15 protein-coding genes and 1 other RNA gene are annotated in these 17969 nt (G+C 33.0%); 8 read left to right on the forward strand and 8 right to left on the reverse strand.

The window, feature by feature from the left end; all coding sequences use genetic code 11:
• The first annotated feature begins 98 nt into the window (after positions 1-98).
• Complete coding sequence (locus tag IW18_RS12885; protein WP_041518295.1) at positions 99-2510, forward strand: alpha-ketoacid dehydrogenase subunit alpha/beta; 2412 nt, start codon at positions 99-101, stop codon at positions 2508-2510.
• 333 nt (positions 2511-2843) lie between these two features.
• On the opposite strand, the gene kdsB is transcribed toward IW18_RS12885, so the two are convergent.
• Positions 2844-3575: a 3-deoxy-manno-octulosonate cytidylyltransferase gene (gene kdsB / locus IW18_RS12890; protein ID WP_041518296.1), complete on the reverse strand. Its 732-nt coding sequence runs from the start codon at positions 3573-3575 to the stop codon at positions 2844-2846.
• A 132-nt stretch (positions 3576-3707) separates the two neighbouring features.
• On the opposite strand from kdsB, the gene IW18_RS12895 reads away from it, so the two are divergent.
• The gene (locus IW18_RS12895) at positions 3708-5042 is read left to right on the forward strand and encodes an outer membrane protein assembly factor BamB family protein (RefSeq protein WP_041518297.1); all 1335 of its coding nucleotides are present in this window, start codon (positions 3708-3710) and stop codon (positions 5040-5042) included.
• A gap of 156 nt (positions 5043-5198) precedes the next feature.
• Here the strand turns inward: IW18_RS12895 and ygiD are convergent, their stop codons facing one another.
• Positions 5199-6029, reverse strand: a complete 831-nt coding sequence (gene ygiD, locus IW18_RS12900) for a 4,5-DOPA-extradiol-dioxygenase (RefSeq protein ID WP_041518298.1) — start codon at positions 6027-6029, stop codon at positions 5199-5201.
• Between the two features lie 97 nt (positions 6030-6126).
• Positions 6127-7551, reverse strand: coding sequence for an ATP-dependent DNA helicase (locus IW18_RS12905; RefSeq protein ID WP_041518299.1), 1425 nt, complete (start codon positions 7549-7551; stop codon positions 6127-6129).
• A gap of 431 nt (positions 7552-7982) precedes the next feature.
• On the opposite strand from IW18_RS12905, the gene IW18_RS12910 reads away from it, so the two are divergent.
• Together IW18_RS12910 and IW18_RS12915 are read left to right on the forward strand one after the other, a co-directional pair.
• Positions 7983-8804, forward strand: a complete 822-nt coding sequence (locus IW18_RS12910; protein ID WP_041518300.1) for a DUF3822 family protein — start codon at positions 7983-7985, stop codon at positions 8802-8804.
• The gene (locus tag IW18_RS12915; RefSeq protein WP_041518301.1) at positions 8801-9406 is read left to right on the forward strand and encodes an RsmD family RNA methyltransferase; all 606 of its coding nucleotides are present in this window, start codon (positions 8801-8803) and stop codon (positions 9404-9406) included. Before IW18_RS12910 ends, IW18_RS12915 begins: the two co-directional genes overlap by 4 nt.
• 66 nt (positions 9407-9472) lie before the next feature.
• Here IW18_RS12915 and IW18_RS12920 read toward each other — a convergent pair whose 3' ends face one another.
• Positions 9473-10129 (reverse strand): hypothetical protein, encoded by a 657-nt coding sequence (locus IW18_RS12920; protein WP_041518302.1) that lies wholly within the window; start codon positions 10127-10129, stop codon positions 9473-9475.
• A gap of 238 nt (positions 10130-10367) precedes the next feature.
• Entirely contained in the window at positions 10368-12470 is a 2103-nt protein-coding gene (locus tag IW18_RS12925) for an outer membrane beta-barrel family protein (RefSeq protein ID WP_041518303.1), read from the reverse strand.
• Positions 12471-12709: 239 nt separating this feature from the next.
• On the opposite strand from IW18_RS12925, the gene IW18_RS12930 reads away from it, so the two are divergent.
• The gene (locus IW18_RS12930) at positions 12710-14068 is read left to right on the forward strand and encodes a sensor histidine kinase (RefSeq protein WP_041518304.1); all 1359 of its coding nucleotides are present in this window, start codon (positions 12710-12712) and stop codon (positions 14066-14068) included.
• Between the two features lie 10 nt (positions 14069-14078).
• Positions 14079-14768 carry a response regulator transcription factor gene (locus IW18_RS12935; RefSeq protein WP_041518305.1) on the forward strand — a complete coding sequence of 230 codons (690 nt, stop codon included), beginning with the start codon at positions 14079-14081 and terminating at the stop codon, positions 14766-14768.
• A gap of 33 nt (positions 14769-14801) precedes the next feature.
• Here the strand turns inward: IW18_RS12935 and IW18_RS12940 are convergent, their stop codons facing one another.
• Positions 14802-15344 carry a DUF3575 domain-containing protein gene (locus IW18_RS12940; RefSeq protein WP_041518306.1) on the reverse strand — a complete coding sequence of 181 codons (543 nt, stop codon included), beginning with the start codon at positions 15342-15344 and terminating at the stop codon, positions 14802-14804.
• A 225-nt stretch (positions 15345-15569) separates the two neighbouring features.
• On the opposite strand from IW18_RS12940, the gene IW18_RS12945 reads away from it, so the two are divergent.
• The gene (locus IW18_RS12945; protein WP_041518307.1) at positions 15570-15764 is read left to right on the forward strand and encodes a hypothetical protein; all 195 of its coding nucleotides are present in this window, start codon (positions 15570-15572) and stop codon (positions 15762-15764) included.
• A gap of 3 nt (positions 15765-15767) precedes the next feature.
• Here the strand turns inward: IW18_RS12945 and IW18_RS12950 are convergent, their stop codons facing one another.
• On the reverse strand, positions 15768-16688 hold the full coding sequence (locus IW18_RS12950; RefSeq protein WP_052480164.1) for a ketopantoate reductase family protein: 921 nt from the start codon (positions 16686-16688) through the stop codon (positions 15768-15770).
• Positions 16689-16775: 87 nt separating this feature from the next.
• Positions 16776-17093, reverse strand: an RNA gene (rnpB, locus tag IW18_RS22705) — RNase P RNA component class A.
• Positions 17094-17217: 124 nt separating this feature from the next.
• Between rnpB and IW18_RS12955 the strand changes: the two genes are divergently transcribed.
• Complete coding sequence (locus IW18_RS12955; RefSeq protein WP_041518308.1) at positions 17218-17511, forward strand: hypothetical protein; 294 nt, start codon at positions 17218-17220, stop codon at positions 17509-17511.
• Positions 17512-17969 lie beyond the last annotated feature (458 nt).

Here is a 17969-nt window from a genome sequence, read left to right on the forward strand (position 1 = left end):
ATTTAAATACAAATAATTAAATTATATTTATTTTAAAGAATTATGATTATTGATTGTTTTTAAGTAATTTCGCAGTCTCAACATGACCCTACAAGATTATGATAAAAGAAAAAAACAATACTACACTGACATTTGAAGATTTCAAAACTGAGGTATTGAACGACTACAGAATTGCAGTAACCAGCCGCGAATGTAGTCTTCTAGGTCGTAAAGAAGTATTAACAGGAAAAGCCAAGTTTGGAATATTTGGCGACGGTAAAGAAGTGCCACAGCTTGCTATGGCAAAAGCCTTTAAAAACGGAGATTTCCGTTCCGGATACTACCGCGATCAGACTTTTATGATGGCTATTGGCGAATTAACTCCTAAACAGTTTTTCGCAGGTTTATACGGTCACACTGATTTAGATTATGATCCAATGTCTGCCGGAAGACAAATGGGCGGACACTTTGTAACGCACAGTTTAAACGAAGACGGATCTTGGAAAGATTTAACAAAACAAAAAAATTCAAGCGCAGATATATCTCCTACAGCCGGGCAAATGCCTAGATTGTTAGGATTGGCTCAGGCTTCAAAAATTTACAGAAATGTTGATGGAATTACTACCAAAGATAAATTCTCTGTAAACGGAAATGAAGTAGCTTGGGGAACTATAGGAAACGCAAGTACATCTGAAGGTTTATTTTTTGAAACTATAAATGCTGCCGGAGTTTTACAAGTTCCGATGGTAATGAGTGTTTGGGACGACGAATACGGAATTTCTGTTCACGCCAAACATCAGACTACTAAAGAAAATATCTCTGAGATTCTAAAAGGATACCAACGCGACGAAGACGCAAATGGATACGAAATTTTTAGAGTTAAAGGTTGGGATTATGCCGAGTTAGTTTCGACCTATGAAAAAGCAGCAGCCGTTGCACGCGAGCAACACGTTCCTGTTTTAATTCACGTAAACGAATTAACTCAACCACAAGGACATTCTACTTCTGGTTCTCATGAACGTTACAAAAACGGAGAAAGATTGGCTTGGGAAAGAGATTTCGACTGTATTCGTCAGATGCGTTTATGGATGATTGCCATCAATATTGCATCTCCTGAGGAATTGTCTGAAATTGATTTCCAATTGAAAAAAGAGGTTCTCGAAGCTAAAAAAGAAGCTTGGAGCTCTTTCATCAACCCAATTATCGAAGATCAAAAAAATCTTTTGGCTTTATTGGAGCAAATTGCAGAAGCAAGCATCAACCATAAAGAAAGAATTAGAAAATACATTTCAGAATTAAGTGTAATAAAATCTCCTTTAAAGAAAGAAATGCTGGTAATCGCCAGAAAAATTCTTCGCTTTATTGAAGTTCCAAACAGCAAAGTTATTTTGTCAAACTGGATAAAAAATTACATTGAAATTACGCAACCAAAATTTAGCAGTAATTTATATTCTGATTCAGATTCTAATGTATTTTCAGTTCAAAAAGTACTTCCTGAATACGCAGATAATGCCAAAGCAGATTTAGACGGGCGTATGATTTTGCGTGATAACTTTGACGCTTTGTTTACGAAATATCCTGAAACTTTGATTTTTGGAGAAGATGTTGGAAACATTGGCGATGTTAATCAAGGTCTGGAAGGAATGCAGGAAAAATACGGAGAACTTCGTGTTGCCGATGTTGGTATTCGTGAAGCTACTATTCTTGGTCAAGGAATTGGAATGGCTTTAAGAGGTTTAAGACCAATTGCAGAAATTCAATATTTAGATTATTTACTATATGCAATTCAAATCATGAGTGATGATTTGGCAACATTGCAATACAGAACTGTTGGAAAACAAAAAGCTCCATTAATTATTAGAACTCGCGGGCACCGTCTTGAAGGTATCTGGCATTCTGGTTCTCCAATGGGAATGATTATTAACGCTATTCGTGGTATTCACGTTCTTGTTCCTAGAAACATGACACAAGCAGCAGGATTCTACAACGCTCTTTTAGAGACTGACGAACCAGCATTAGTAATTGAATGTTTGAACGGTTACCGCTTAAAAGAAAAAACACCTTTGAATTTTGGTGAATTTAAAACACCAATTGGTGTTGTTGAAACTTTAAAAGAAGGTTCAGATATTACACTAGTTTCTTACGGATCGACTTTAAGATTAGTTGAGCAAGCTGCTATCGAATTACTTGATTTGGGAATAGATTGCGAAGTAATCGATATTCAGTCTTTACTTCCATTTGACGTTAATAAAGACATCGTAAAAAGTATCGCTAAAACAAATCGTCTTTTAGTAATCGACGAAGATGTTCCTGGTGGAGCTTCGGCGTTTATTTTACAGCAAATTCTGGAAGAGCAAAATGCTTATAACTATTTAGACAGTAAACCGCAAACTCTAGCCGCAAAAGAACACAGACCGGCTTACGGAACTGATGGCGACTATTTCTCTAAACCTTCTGCCGAAGATATCTTTGAGAAAGTTTACAGCATGATGAATGAAGTTAATCCTTCTAAATACCCTAGTTTATACTAAGAATTTAGTTCGATTTTTAATATAAAAAAAGCTCCAAATTATGATTTGGAGCTTTTTTTATACTTTTTTTGTTATCCTGAGTGAAGTTGTAGGCGCACCAATTAGAACTTGGGCTTCGAATTCGCTCAGCCTGACATATGTTAACCTATAATATCATTAAAAAAAAACATCTCTTTTGTCATCCTGATCGAAGTCGAAGGCACTCCAATTGGAACTTGGGCTTCGACTTCGCTCAGCCTGATATCCGTTAACAACAACTCTTTATTAAAATCTGCATAAATCCGCGTTTTCGCGATAGCGAATCCGTTTCATCCGCGTCCCATTACCCGCAAACTAAGACCCCAAAATAGCCCTAGCCTTTTCTAAATCCTCAGCCGTATCAATCCCGATTCCAACATGTGTAGTTTCGACCATTTTAATTCGTTTTCCGAATTCTAAATAGCGAAGTTGTTCTAACTTCTCAGAAGCTTCTAAAGACTTCATCGGAAGGCTATAAAAGTCTAATAAAGCTTGTTTTCTAAACGCATAAATTCCAATGTGCTGAAAATAACGCACACCAACATCTTTATCTCTTGGATATGGAATTACAGAACGCGAAAAATACAATGCAAACTGCGATTGATCTACAACTACTTTTACATTATTTGGATTATTAATTTCGTCTTCATCAGTGATTTCACGCATCAATGAAGCCAAATCAATTTTACGATCTTCATCATTTTTAAAAACAGATAAAACCTGCTCTAAAGGTCCAGCCTCTGTAAACGGTTCATCGCCTTGCACATTTACGACAATATCAACCTCTAAATTTGCAATAGCTTCGGCAATTCGGTCGCTTCCAGATTCATGTTCTTTGATACTCATAATGGCTTTTCCGCCATGATTTACGATTTCATCAAAAATCAAATCTGAGTCGGTTACCACAAATACATCATCAAACAATTTTGTTGCAACGGTCGCTTCATAAGTTCTTAAAATCACAGTTTTTCCACCCAAATCCTGCATTAATTTTGCAGGAAATCGTGTTGATGCGTATCGCGCCGGAATTACAGCTATTATTTTCATTATAAATTTATTTTTTAAGTCAAACAAATGTAACTATTCAAAACTTAGATTAAAAACATAATTTCACCAGATCGTTATAAAACTGACTTCCAACAGTTTAAAAAAAATATTATATTTATCAGAAAAAATACCATGAAAAAACCGTTGATTCTGATACTGCTTTTAGTGAATTTATTTTTTAGTAATTCGGCTTTAAGCCAAAAAGACAATTCTAAAATACTTAATGCTTTTTCAGATCGCGTTTTTAATGGTGACGGATATGGACCTCTCGAAAGCTTAAAATGGAAGTATAAAACTGATGGAAAAATTTTCTCTTCGCCAATTGCAAAAGACGGTATTGTTTATATTGGCAGCGAAGACGGTTTTCTCTTTGCAATCGATGAAAAATCAGGAAACCTAAAATGGAAATTTAAAACGAACGGAGCGATTCATAGTTCTTTAAGTTTATTCGAAAACATCATTTATTTTGGCAGTTTTGATGGAAATTATTATGCCGTAAATACCAAAAACGGAAAACTACTTTGGAAATTTAAAACTGGTGGCGAACATTGGCTTGGAGAAGTTGGTATGGGAGGAATGAAACCTGAAACGCAATACATGGAAGATTTATGGGATTTTTACTTGTCATCGCCTGTTGTTTATGAAAAAGGAAAATCGGCATTCGTTTTATTTGGAAGTAGTGATAGCAATATTTATTCGGTAGATGCGAAAAACGGAGAGCTAAAGTGGAAGTTTAAAACAAATGGTCCTGTTCACGGAACTCCCGTAATTGATAAAAACAAAATTTACGTTGGCGGTTGGGATGCGACTTTGTATGCTTTAGAAGCTGAAAGCGGTAAACTGATATGGCAATTTCAAACAGGAACACAAACTGGTTTTAAAGGAATACAATCGTCTGTAGCAGTTCACGATGGTAAAGTTTATTTTGGCGCAAGAGAACCGTTCTTTTTTGCTTTAAATGCTGATACAGGAAAGCTCGTTTGGAAATACGATGCCGAGAATTCCTGGATTTTAAGTTCTGCAACAATCAAAGACAATATTGTTTATGTTGGAACATCTGACACTTATGCTTTATTGGCTTTGGATACAAAAACGGGTACCGAAAAATATAGATTTAAAACAAACGGATGGACGTATTCGTCACCAGTAATTGCAGGAAACACGATTTATATTGGAGATTTTACGGGAAATTTATTCAGCTTGGATTTACTTTCAAACGGGAAAAAATCTAATTTAACAAGTACCGAAAACCGCAAACAATTGGCTTCGTCTATTTTAAAAAATGATTTACTTGATTCTGGATATACCGCACAAAACACTGATCTCTCAATTTACGATAATAATAAAAAAATGATGGATCAGTTTTATAAACTGGGTTCAATTCTTTCTACACCTTTTATCAGTAACAACACTATTTATTTTGGTAGCGCCGATGGTTATTTATATGCTTATAATCTAACGAAATAAATTCTTAGTTTATTTTAACCGCAAAGAGCGCAAAGTTTTTTTTTACTTATATGCGCTTAGTATAAACGCAAAGTTAGCAAAGCTTTATCAATATCGCTTTGCGAGCTTTGCATTTTACGAACTTACCGAAAGATAAAAATCTTTGCGGTAAAATCTCTACATAATTTTTACAGATGTCATACTCAACGAACCTGCCAATAATTTATCATTAAACAAGCTCAGTTCTTCTGATTCTTCTTTTAAACCTAAAGTATAAAGCAAAGGCAAATAATGATCTGGCGTTGGAATCGCCAATTGTGCTGCTTTATTTAGTTTTTCGAAATCAATTAAAGGCTGGAAGTTTCCGTCTAACAAATAATTATTGATTGTTTCGCGTGCTTCAATCGCCCAATCGTAACCGTAATTGTCTTTGTCAAAATTTCTAAAATCGACCAAACGCAGATTGTGAACGATATTCCCGCTTCCGATAATTAAAACGCCTTTATGACGTAATGATTGTAATTTTTGAGCCAACTCAAAATGATATTGCCCTGACTTGGTATAATCTATACTCAATTGAATTACGGGCACATTTGCTTCTGGATACAAATGTTTAATTACACTCCAAGCGCCGTGATCTAGCCCCCAATGTTCGTCTAAATCTACATGAACAGGTTCTAGTATTTTTTTAGTTTCTACAGCTAATTCCGGACTTCCTTTTGCTGGATATTGCACATCAAAAAGCGCTTGCGGAAATCCTCCAAAATCATGAATTGTTCTTGGCATTTGCATAGACGTCACTTTGGTTCCATTTGTAAACCAGTGCGCCGAAATACATAAAATGGCATTGGGTTGTGGTAATGTTTTAGCAAGATCACGAAAACCAGCCACAAACTGATTTTCTTCTATTGCATTCATTGGGCTGCCGTGTCCTAAAAATAGAACCGGCATTTTATCTGTATTCGAAAACGTAGATGAAATCGAATGTAAGTCGTTTAATGTTGTCATTGTTGTTGCTGTTTTTCGCCACGAATTTCACTAATTACACTAATTCATAGCCGTTACAAAAAAATTCGTGCTCATTCGTGAAATTCGTGGCAACTAATTATTCCTCAAAACTCTCGTCTTTAAACCCTATCAAATATAATTTATTTTTTGCACGCGTCATAGCGGTATATAACCATCTAATATAATCACGATCGATTCCGTTTGGCAAATAGGGTTGTTCTATAAAAACGGTATCCCACTGCCCTCCTTGCGATTTATGACACGTTATGGCGTATGAGAACTTTACTTGTAATCCGTTAAAATATTCGTTCTCTTTTACTTTCTGAAACTTCTTGTATTTTGTGGTTTCGTTTTCATAATCTTTCATCACTTCTTCATACAAACGATTTGATTCTTCGTAGGTTAATGATGGTGATTCACTTTTAATGGTATCCAGAAGTAAAACAGTTTCAAAAGGTTTCTGATCTGGATAATCGACCATTCTAATTTTTACTTTCGCAAAATTAAATCCGTACAATTCCTGAATTCCAAACATTTCCAAAACTTCAATAATATCTCCGTTGGCAATAAATCCGGCTTCATCAGTTTCTTTAAGCCAGAAATAATTATTCTTAACAACCATTAAAAAATCCCCAACTGAAAGTTCGCTTTCTTTAAACAAAATTCGGGTTCTAATTTGCTCGTTGTATTGGTTTGCTCTTTTATTCGAACGCACAATAAAAGCAGTATCTTCAATACTATAATTGCTGTATGCCGAATTTATAGCATCTTGAATATCATAACCATCTGTAAGACGTACAATATCTTTAAACTTTTTTACATTAAACTTAAACTCAGTTATAAAACTGTCTTTTAGCAATTCACGCAATTCAGTCGCATTAAATAAAATTCCCGAACTTTCTTCCTGACGCATTACTTCGTCAAGTTCGATATGTTCGATTTCTTTACCGTAATGAATTCCTAGTGTATGTGTATCTAAAGCCGGACTAATATCTAAATTTACGGGAGGCAACTGAGCTGTATCTCCCAAAAGAATCATTTTGCAGTTGGTTCCTGAATATACGTAGGAAATCAAATCGTCTAAAAGCGATCCGTTATCATACAATTTAGAATCGGAGTTGCTATCTGAAATCATCGAAGCCTCATCGACTATAAAAATGGTATTTTTATGTTTGTTTAATTGTTTGGTAAAAGCCACGCCTCCACCAGTCGATTTTTTAGGGAAATAGATCTTTTTATGAATTGTAAAAGCTGGCGTATTCGAATAATTAGCAATTACTTTTGCAGCGCGACCCGTTGGCGCAAGCAAAACAAATTTTTTATTAATATCTCCAAGATTATTTACAATGGTCGAAATAACAGTTGTTTTTCCTGTTCCGGCATATCCTTTTAAAACAAAAATGGTATCATTATGCGTGTCAGTCAAAAAAATAGCAATTTTTTGAAAAAATATATCTTGTTTGTGAGTTGGTGCAAAGGGAAATCTTTTTTGTAAAAGGCCGTAAAACAGTGCTGAATTCATAGGGGAAAAATTGAGATACAAAGTTCGGCTTTTTAAATGGCAATTTCAATTATAAAATTTTTAAACCATATAAGTAATATAAGTTCATTTAAAAAGTTTTGCTGTTGAAAATATTGACGCAGATGAAACGGATTCGCTATCGCGAAGACACAGATTTTAACGGATTTTTTAATTCTTAAACTAAATCCGTTTTTTTTCAGCGTTTTCGCGATAGCGAATCCGTTTCATCCGTGTATAATTTAATCTCAAACATACATTAACTTATCTCAAATTTATATTTCAAAAAAAAAACAATAGTACCATAACGTCTTCATAACTTTGGTTTAAAATTGTTTTTTGAAATTGCAATTATAATTGTTCCTTTTTAATTTGTAAGTTTGTGGTCGCCTTAAATTCTTTCTTGTAAAACAGGTAACGAATTGTAAATCAATATGTCATTACAAAATACTAACATCACTTCAAAAAATTACAAAAAGCTTTCTATTCAGGTTTCCTTGACCGGATTGTCGTTTTGTTGTTTTGATACTTTAAATAACACTATTACATCTTTAAAAGAAATTCATTTTGAAACTTTTCATAAAGCTACCAAAATAGAAGAATTATTTGGAGATGCTTTCAAGAACAATCCCGAATTAAAAGATAATTACGACGAGATTTTAGTTATTCATAACAACAATCTTTCAACTTTTGTTCCAACGGCTTTGTTTGACGAAAATTATCTTGGAAGTTATTTGCAGTACAATACAAAGGTTTTTGAAACTGATTTCTTTGCTTTCGATCAGGTTTCTAATTATCAAATGAATGCGGTTTATATTCCGTATGTTAATATCAATAATTTCTTTATCGATCAGTTTGGTGCTTTTGATTACAAACACGCCAACAGTATTTTGGTCGAAAAAATTCTGGATGCTTCGAGAAATAATGACGAAAAGAAAATGATCGTTAATTTTAACTATGGTCATTTTGAAGTGATTGTGGTTCAGAATCAAAAACTATTATTATTCAATTCGTTTGAATATCAAACTCCCGAAGATTTTATTTATTACTTATTATTTACGGCCGAACAATTGAGTTTAAACCCGGAAAGTTTTCAACTTGAATTATTGGGTACAATTGATCAAAATGACCCATTTTATGCTATAGCATATAAATATATCCGAAACATTTCATTTTTTGATGTAAGTACTTTACAGCAAAAAAACAGCTTTTCAACTGCACAAAATCAAAAACATTATATCTTATTTCAATCATGAGAATCATTTCAGGAAAATACAAAGGACGCCGCATTTTTCCGCCAAAAAACCTTCCTGTAAGACCCACAACTGACATGAGTAAAGAAGCATTGTTTAATGTTTTGAACAATCATTTTAGTTTTGATGGATTAAAGGTTTTGGACCTTTTTGCAGGAACTGGCAATATTAGTTACGAATTTGCTTCGCGCGGAAGTGAGCCCATAACATCTGTCGATGGCGATTTTGGATGCGTAAAATTTGTTAAACAAGTAGCATCAGAATATGATTTTAATATTGCTGCGACTAAAAGCGATGTCTACAAATTTCTAGAAAACTGCAAAACGTCTTACGATATTATTTTTGCCGATCCTCCTTACGGATTAGATCAAAATGCTTTTGAAAAAATTGTTTTAACAGTTTTTGAAAGGGATTTGCTTCACGAAGACGGAATGATGATTATTGAGCATTCAAAATACACTAAAATGGAACATTTGAGTAATTTCTCTTTCCAGAAAAATTATGGCGGATCTTTCTTTAGTTTCTTCGAATTAAACTCAACTGATGATGATGAAGAGCTTCCTGGTGATACATTGAAAAAAGCAACTGAAGAAGACGAAGGATAATTTCCTTTTTTGAATCATAAAAAAACTCCCTTGAAAATTTTAAGGGAGTTTTGTTTTTTATTGAAGTTATGATTTCTTTCTTTTTAAATTGAAATAATAATTAAGTCCCAAACCAAGTGTCCATTTTGTATCTACTCTACTCGCCTTGGTACTTAGTTCATTTATTGCTTTTCCCATATCAACATTTTGAAGGTCTAATATCAAACACATCGAATCTGAATTTTCTGCCGAAAGATCAAAATTATAACCAATTCCAATCCCAAAAGACTGACTCCAGTTTTTTACAATTTCTTTTTTGTCAGAAGTTAGCGTGCCTGTTGTATTATTATAAAGATATGATTTCTTATTGGCTTCTACATTTGAGATCGAAAACCGCGGAAGAATTACAAAATAAGAATCTAATTCTTTAGCATTTCCTAAAACTATTTTAGGACAAAAACTAAAATTAATAGCACTCACGGCTCTTGTATATTCTTCAATCATTATATTATTATCGTTTACTATACTGCGGGTTTCCAAACTTCCTATTATACCGCTAATTTCGAGTTCAGGCTTAAAATATCGATTTACTTTAAATTCTCCTCCTGTTTTAAAACTCATAAAAACTGATTTTTCAAAATCGGTATGCAAATAGGCTCCAACACCAATATAAGGTCTAAAAACCTGAGAATTAACAACAATAGAACTAATCAAAAACAAACAAATCAATACTTTTCTTTTCATAATACTTTATAAGATTTTTATTTCTTTAACCCGATAGCTGTAATTAATCCTAATTTTTATAACAAAACGCTTTTTAACTGAATGTCACCCTGAGCGGAGTCGAAGGCTTTTGGACCAAAATGGGCTTCGACTCCGCTCAGCCTGACATTCAAACTTTAATTACATCCAACGGTTTTCTTCAATTATGATCTAAAGAAACGTTATTTTTTCAAATAAGTAGGAATACACACAAAGAAAATTATCTTATTCTATTTTCATTTTCATCAATATTTTTCTCCTTAAATTCTGTTGTACCAATTTTACCAAAAGAATATCGTATCGCGATTGAAACTTCATGGTTATCCACAACATACCTGGCTTTAGAAGTAACATTATTGATGGTAAACTGTTCTGATTGAATATTGTTTTTAAAAACATTATTCCAGCTTAAGGTACATTTCCATTTTTTGAGAAACGTTTTTGAAGCGGCCAAATCGACCACAAATCTGGAACTTGTTTCAAAAACTCCTGTATATTGTTTGGTTAATCCCCAAAAATTCAAAACCAAAGCGTATTCTTTTGGAAGTTTAAATTCGTTATTAGAACTAAAATAAGAATAGGGTTTTGAAGTCCTAAATTGAGCCGTATGATCTTCGATTCTTTCTAAAATAAAAATCAAAGAATTAGTTGTTGTCCAAAATTTATAGGTGAATGGCAATGTAAAATCGACTGTAAATGCAGAGCTTTTATCATAATTTATATCCTTAAAAGTCATTATATTATTTTGATCATCAAAAGAAAAACTACTATAAACCGGATTTTTGGCCTTAGAATAACTAAATCTAACGGACTTATCATGATATTGAAAAGTGGTCGAAATTTCGTCGATAATAGTGGGATCTAAAAATATATTTCTTGCATACAAAAAATACGGATTTATATAAGTTGCTCCTTGACTTAGTGAAGAATAATTAGGCCTTGAAATGCTTTTTGCATAATTTACGCTAATACTTTTTATACTGTCAATTGGAAATATAAACTGTGCTTTTGGGAAAAATTTGGTGTAATTTTTATCAACTAAAGGCTCTAAATCACTTTTAAACTTTCCATCAACATTTGTGTTTTCAACTCTAAATCCAACTGAAAAATCGACCTTTTTAATTTTTCCGGAAAGCTGACTATATCCGGCTAGATTTTGCTCGCTAAAATCGTAATGACTGATTTCATCTTTGTTATTTTGATAGTAAAAAATATCAATATCCGATTTTGAATTTGCAGACGAGTATAATCCGCCAGCTTCTAATTTCATTTCGTTTTTAAACTTTTTCTCCACATCTATTCTTCCCGAAAAAACATTAACTTTAAATCTTTGATCTCGGTTTTGCGTTAATTCAAATTCAGTATTATTAAAATTATCCTGAACATTACTTAAAGATGTCTGATCGAAATTTGAATATTGCAATCCGGTAAAAACTTGCGCATCAATCGATTTTATTTTTTTTTGATAATTCAAAAATGAATTTACAAAATTCTTTCTTCCGCTATTATCACTATAAGTAACAACATTATTTATTACATCTTTATTTTTATTATCTGTAATGGTATTGATAGGAAAAGTATCTGATTGCAATTTGCCGCTTACATTTACAGAAAAATAATCATCCTCATTTATTTTGTAAAACAAGCCACCGCCAAAAACATATTGTTTTCTTTTCGTGTCAGCCGTTACATCATATTTAGAAGCAATTTCGGCACTTGGAATCTGGTAATCTATACTATGACTTTCCCACGGATTAAGTCTGTTATAATTAAAATTAGCTTTTAATTCGAGCTTGTTTTTTTTGAAACTAGAATTAAATCCTAAGTAGTTATTATAATTTTTTTTGAACGAAGCAACTTCAGAAATTTCAGCTCTAAAACTGTCTTTTTTACTAAATTTTCTTGTAATTAAAATTACAGATCGTCCTTCGGCTTCATATTTAGACGATGGATTCTGAATGATTTCAATGGTTTTAATATCGACGACAGCCAAAGTATTTAGATCGTTCAACCCCACTTTTTGATTGTCAATGTAAATTAGAGGATTTCCTTTTCCAACAACGGTGATAGTCTCTCTATCTACACTAACTTGCACGGTTGGTAATTTTGCCAATAACTCAACTGCATTTGGAATCGAGCTGAAAATCGAATTTGCCACATCTACTTTTATAGTACCGTTTGTATTGGTAAAAGTCTTTTTGTTTTGATTGATAACGACTTCATTCAATTTGTTTGAAACACTATCTTTTGGCGTTTCATTTTGCGCATTTGCGATTAACGAAAGTAAAAACAGTAATACAATGAGAAAAATTTTTAAAGGCATTTTGATTGATTTTAGATTGAAACGCAACAAAAGTGCTTCTAAAAAAGAGTTCCGGAGGTTAATTGAAGGTTAATGCGGAGTTAATGCGCAAATTGTCTCACAAAAGCATTATTTTTGAATGGAGAAATAGCCCACGGGTTTTTACTGATTAAACAGGTTTACACCGGTTTAGTAAAAAAAAATATCGGTGTAAACCTATCTAATCCGCGTTATCCGCGTGCCATAATTTTAAAGTAACGATGAAACAAAGAATCAATTTATTAATCGCATTATCAGTAGTTGCTCTGATCGTTTTGTCGTTGGTGCAATGCTATTTAGTAAAAACTACTTACGATTATAAAGTTGCCCAGTTTCATACCGAAATAAAAAACGAAATCGCCAATATATCTAACAATTACAGTGATATCGATTCGGTACTTGTTTCAAGAAAGGAAGCGCTTTACAAACAATTATCTGAAAATTACATTCAGGGAAAAAAGAGCAAAATTGATATTAAAACTGGTATTTTATATAATGAATATCAAGATGCATTAACTCAAAAAATTCAGCGCAAGTTTGAAAGAGAGTTGCCCAATCTTAAAATTGATTTTGCTATTGTTCTCAACAAATTTATTCTGTTTCAAAACACGAAAAAAGCGGATACTATTTTCTCTGAAAAGCCTTTTATCAAAAATAAACTTTACGGAAATCTGGCTTCTTTAAATCATGCTTTTCTGGTTCGAAATTATGTGGGAACCACGAACGGGACTTATAATAATGAGGATTATCAATTATTGACCGAAGACTCGATGTATGTTTCTGTAATTGACTGGGAAACGATTATTTTAAGACGAATGACGTTTATTTTAATTCTCTCGCTTCTTTCTATTTTGACACTTATAACTTTGTTTGTGATTGCATTAAAAGCCTTAATCAAACAAAAAAAGGTAAGCGATGTTAAGACTGATTTTATTAATAACATTACGCACGAACTCAAAACGCCTTTGGCTACTTTGGGCATTTCGACTAAAATTCTGGAGAAAAAAGATGTGCGAGATAATGACGAAAGTTTTAATGCTATTGTCAATACCATTTCACGTCAGAACAATCGTTTGCAAAATTTAATCGATCAGGTAATGGCAAATTCATTGACCGAAAACCAAATCGAATTGCAAAAAGAACAAATAGAAACCGAAGATTTTCTACGATCTATTATAGATGATTTTAAACTTACGTATCCAAAAATCAATATTATAACTGATTTTCAAACTGATAAAACAAATCTTGTTTTAGATAAATTTCATTTGACAACTGCGCTTTTAAATGTACTCGAAAATGCCGTAAAATATGGTTCTAATACCATTATTCTAAAAACGAAGCTCGTTCAAAATCAATTCTCAATAAGCATTGAAGATGACGGAATTGGCATATCAAAAAACAAACAACCGCTGCTTTTTGAGAAGTTTTATCGTGTAGAACAAGGCAATCTTCACAATACAAAAGGACTTGGTTTAGGACTTTATTATGTTGATCAAATTATAAAAGCACATCAGGGTTCTATTGCTGTTATGAGCGATTTAGGAAAAGGAACTCAGTTTACTATTTTATTAAAAGTTTAATTACCTTATTTTGAAAAAATTACTTTTAGCCGAAGACGATTTTGATTTTGCTGCAATTTTAAAACAATATTTAGAACTGCATCAATTCGAAGTAACATGGGCAGAAAATGGCGAAATAGCTTTAGACTATTTTAAAAATCAAACTTTTGATATTTGCATTCTTGATGTAATGATGCCCAAATTGGACGGGTTTTCTTTGGCAGAAAAAATAATTACAATCAATCCCGAAATTCCATTCATTTTTTTAACCGCTAGAAAGTTAAAAGAAGACAAAATCATTGGACTGAAACTAGGCGCAGACGACTATATCGCAAAACCTTTTGAAGTCGACGAACTTATTTTGCGTTTGCAGAATATATTGAAGAGAATCGAACAAAAGAGAACTTTAGACGGAGTTAATACTATTGAAATTGGTTCGTATATTTTTGACAACGAACGTTTAACGCTCAATAATAAAAATCATGTTCAACAGCTCACAGAGAAAGAAGCTACTCTTATTGAGTATTTGTATCTAAACCATAACCAGTTATTAAAGAGGGAACAAATTTTAATGTCGGTTTGGAAAAAAGACGATTATTTCTCAGGACGTAGCATGGATGTTTTTATCAGTAGATTAAGAAAATATTTCAATTCTGATCCAAAAATTAGTATTGAAAGTGTTCGAAATATTGGTTTAGAATTTAAAATAGAAAAACCTTGACGAATCAAGGTTTTTCTGTTTATTATATTTTAATTATTTCCCAATAACCCAACCTATACTAAAGTTAACTACAGCAACAAATTCAGTATCATATTTATCAAAATTAACTCCCGGTCCTGCATTAAACTCAAGATTAAATCGGCCTTTGTAAGTACGTTGTAATCCCCAAAGTGCTGCAACAGTAAACGAAGGAACTGCTTCTCTATAATCAACATTTGTCGAAATAGACTCAAAATTGTAATTGGCATTTAAGGCTAGAAAATTTCCTGAATTACGAGCGGTTCTCTTTCCTTTATTTGCTCTTTTTTCCAGATTGTAATAATGACGAAATTGCTCATCGATATTTGGAAAAATAGCAAAATTTGAACTATTTGAGTTTGCCGAAAATCCTAAACCTAATCTTGCTTCAGAATGCAGCGTGTTTTTTGCATCAAAACCATGTTCATACACAAAACCAGGTACAAATAAATTAAGCTTAAATTGATTTTTTTCGACAGTTGTTGGAGCACTATCCTGCGCGTCGACTGCATTAATAAAAAGAACGGATAATAATAAAAACAGGTAATTTTTTTTCATATTTGGTTTTAAATTAGTTGCATCAAAAATAAGATTTTAACAATACAAACCAATAGAAAATAAAAATATTTTCTTACATAAAAAACAAAACCTTCAAGCTTCTTATAAAAAGTAAATTCTTACTAGCAAATACACACTGTGAATGATATAAGTTTTAAAATCAATTGTATAACACTTTAGATTAATAACATAATACATTTGTTATCAACCTTTAAAACTAAAATCATGAACTTAAAAAGATTTTTCGGAGGATTACTTACTATTCTTGGAATAGTTGGATTAATCTACACTGCAGTTATATTTGCAGGAACATCTGGCGAAACACGAGATATTAAATCATTAATTATTTTTGGTATACTTGGTATTGTTTTTTTTATGTCCGGAATAAGTTTAGTCCGTGCTACAAAAGATGAATCCTAAAATTTATGGCAATAATACATTTGCAATTTTATCATAAAAAGGAGTTTTTACATTGTATTTAATTCCTTCATTTACTACAAATTTAGTCAATGAAATTGCTTCTGTATTTTTGCCCGCCAATAAATCTCTGTGCATTGATGAAGTCGCCTCTTGAGGTGATTTTTCTAATTTAATTATGGTTTGTCCCACTATCTCTTTGGGTAATTTTAAGCCTTTTGCTTTTGCTACAGCATCAATTTCATTCAGCAATTGTACATATAATTCTTTTGACTCTGCAATACTTAAAACTTCACCAATATTCTGATTTAAATAAGAAGTTGTTGAAGCTAGAGCTGATATAAAAATGAATTTTTCCCAAACGGTTTCTTCAATGTTTTCGACCAAATAGCTTTCTATTTTAGCATTTTTAAAGATATGCTGCACTTCATTTAATTTTGAAACTGAGGCAGTTTTTGAACCGAAAAATAGTTTTTCGTAAAAACCTATTTTTCTAATCGTCCCCGGTAAAGTAATCATCGAAATAATATAAACACAACCTAGTAAAACATCATTCTGCGGGAAAATTTTCTGAATACGTTCCGGAGCATCTACACCATTGTACAATGGAAGTATTACCGTTTGTGGTGTAATACACTTTTTCAGGGAAGTTAAACTTTCTTCAATATCGTAGCTTTTAGTGGCGCAAATTAAATAATCCAGAACACCTATTTCATCTGGATTATTTGAAACTAATTTTGGATGTACAATCATTTCCGTATCGTCAGTAACGATTTTCAATCCGCTATCGGCAATTGCGTTTTGAGTTGCGCCACGAGCGATAAAAATAATTTCGACATCATCAGACTTGTAATATGCTTTGGCTAAAAGTCCACCAAAATAACCGCCTACTCCACCGAGTCCTAAAATTCCGATTCTTATTTTCATAATAACTTAATAAAATGCCATAAAGGCGCTAAGTCACAAAGATACAAATCAAAAAAGTCTATAGAATTAGTTTGAAGAAAAGAAAGAAAAAAATGCAGACCTATAAGCCGGATTCTGTCTCTGATAAATCAAAGCCTTATCATTTATCTAGGCTTATAATTACTCATAAGCTCGAGCTACCTACCCTTCAACAACGGACGAGAAGCCCTTAAATGCTGATATACTTGGTATTTCACCGCATAGAGTTTACCTGGTTTCACTACAGCATTACCTGTACATACTTTCTGTTGCACTTGTCCTTGCGCTATTTCTAACGCCGACGGGTGTTACCCGCTATGCTTCTCTGTGGTGTCCGGACTTTCCTCCCTCCCAACGAATCGGGACGACGATAAGGCGGTCTGCGTGGCAAAAGTAGCGATTTATACACTAAGAATAATCATTTTAAATTTTAGATTTTCAAGCTGTTTTCGTAACGATTTAATTTTAAATTGGTTATCTTTAAAATCCATAATTTTAAAATTCAATTATCATGATTAGAATGTATCACTACGCAACTGTTTCAAAAGCTTTAGATCAATTGAATGAAAAAGGATTTACGTTTGATTTTAATTTAAACTCAGACATGATAAAAAAAAATCCTGCGAAATTTGAAATTGTTCATGTGTATCGATACGAGGGTAATTCAGACCCGGGCGATGAGGCAGTTGTATACGGAATTAAATCAACAACAGGTAAAAAAGGTGTTTATGTATCAGGTTTCTCCGCCGACTCAGATCAGGAGACTGAAAAGTTTTTAAGTGATTTGAGCATAAAAGGAAGGTGATTTTTTTAGGAGCTATTCCTGCTACTTTCCCTTATCCTCAGGTGATGCCACACTGAGCGAAGTCGAAGGGCTTTTCAATTGACACGTGGGCTTCGACTTCGCTCAGCCTGACATACATAAACCAATTAACTCATTGTAAATATACAGATTTTGCTTGTCACCCTGAGCGTCCCGAGAATTCGGGAGAAGGGCATTCCAATTGACACATGAGCTTCTCCCAAATTCTCGGGACGCTCAGCCTGACAAAACTATGTCGAGTTACTTTCAAGATCCCTCGTTCCTCGGGATGACAAAAATGAGAGTATACTTTCTGCCTATAAGCTAAGCTTAAATAATCCTGGCTTATTATTAGATAAAACAAACAATAGCGAGAAAAAAATCTGCTTCAGTCCGTGTTTTCGCCTTAGCGAATCTATGTCATCCGCGTACCATCTCAAACCAATAAACCACAAAAAAAG

The organism is Flavobacterium hibernum (genome assembly GCF_000832125.1).
In the GTDB taxonomy this organism is placed as follows: domain Bacteria; phylum Bacteroidota; class Bacteroidia; order Flavobacteriales; family Flavobacteriaceae; genus Flavobacterium; species Flavobacterium hibernum.

What these genes read in the sequence shown, in the direction of transcription:
- IW18_RS12885 (WP_041518295.1), top strand. Translation starts at nt 99, where the DNA reads ATGATAAAAGAAAAAAACAATACTACACTGACATTTGAAGATTTCAAA.
- kdsB (WP_041518296.1), bottom strand. Translation starts at nt 3,575, where the DNA reads ATGAAAATAATAGCTGTAATTCCGGCGCGATACGCATCAACACGATTT.
- IW18_RS12895 (WP_041518297.1), top strand. Translation starts at nt 3,708, where the DNA reads ATGAAAAAACCGTTGATTCTGATACTGCTTTTAGTGAATTTATTTTTT.
- ygiD (WP_041518298.1), bottom strand. Translation starts at nt 6,029, where the DNA reads ATGACAACATTAAACGACTTACATTCGATTTCATCTACGTTTTCGAAT.
- IW18_RS12905 (WP_041518299.1), bottom strand. Translation starts at nt 7,551, where the DNA reads ATGAATTCAGCACTGTTTTACGGCCTTTTACAAAAAAGATTTCCCTTT.
- IW18_RS12910 (WP_041518300.1), top strand. Translation starts at nt 7,983, where the DNA reads ATGTCATTACAAAATACTAACATCACTTCAAAAAATTACAAAAAGCTT.
- IW18_RS12915 (WP_041518301.1), top strand. Translation starts at nt 8,801, where the DNA reads ATGAGAATCATTTCAGGAAAATACAAAGGACGCCGCATTTTTCCGCCA.
- IW18_RS12920 (WP_041518302.1), bottom strand. Translation starts at nt 10,129, where the DNA reads ATGAAAAGAAAAGTATTGATTTGTTTGTTTTTGATTAGTTCTATTGTT.
- IW18_RS12925 (WP_041518303.1), bottom strand. Translation starts at nt 12,470, where the DNA reads ATGCCTTTAAAAATTTTTCTCATTGTATTACTGTTTTTACTTTCGTTA.
- IW18_RS12930 (WP_041518304.1), top strand. Translation starts at nt 12,710, where the DNA reads ATGAAACAAAGAATCAATTTATTAATCGCATTATCAGTAGTTGCTCTG.
- IW18_RS12940 (WP_041518306.1), bottom strand. Translation starts at nt 15,344, where the DNA reads ATGAAAAAAAATTACCTGTTTTTATTATTATCCGTTCTTTTTATTAAT.
- IW18_RS12945 (WP_041518307.1), top strand. Translation starts at nt 15,570, where the DNA reads ATGAACTTAAAAAGATTTTTCGGAGGATTACTTACTATTCTTGGAATA.
- IW18_RS12950 (WP_052480164.1), bottom strand. Translation starts at nt 16,688, where the DNA reads ATGAAAATAAGAATCGGAATTTTAGGACTCGGTGGAGTAGGCGGTTAT.
- IW18_RS12955 (WP_041518308.1), top strand. Translation starts at nt 17,218, where the DNA reads ATGATTAGAATGTATCACTACGCAACTGTTTCAAAAGCTTTAGATCAA.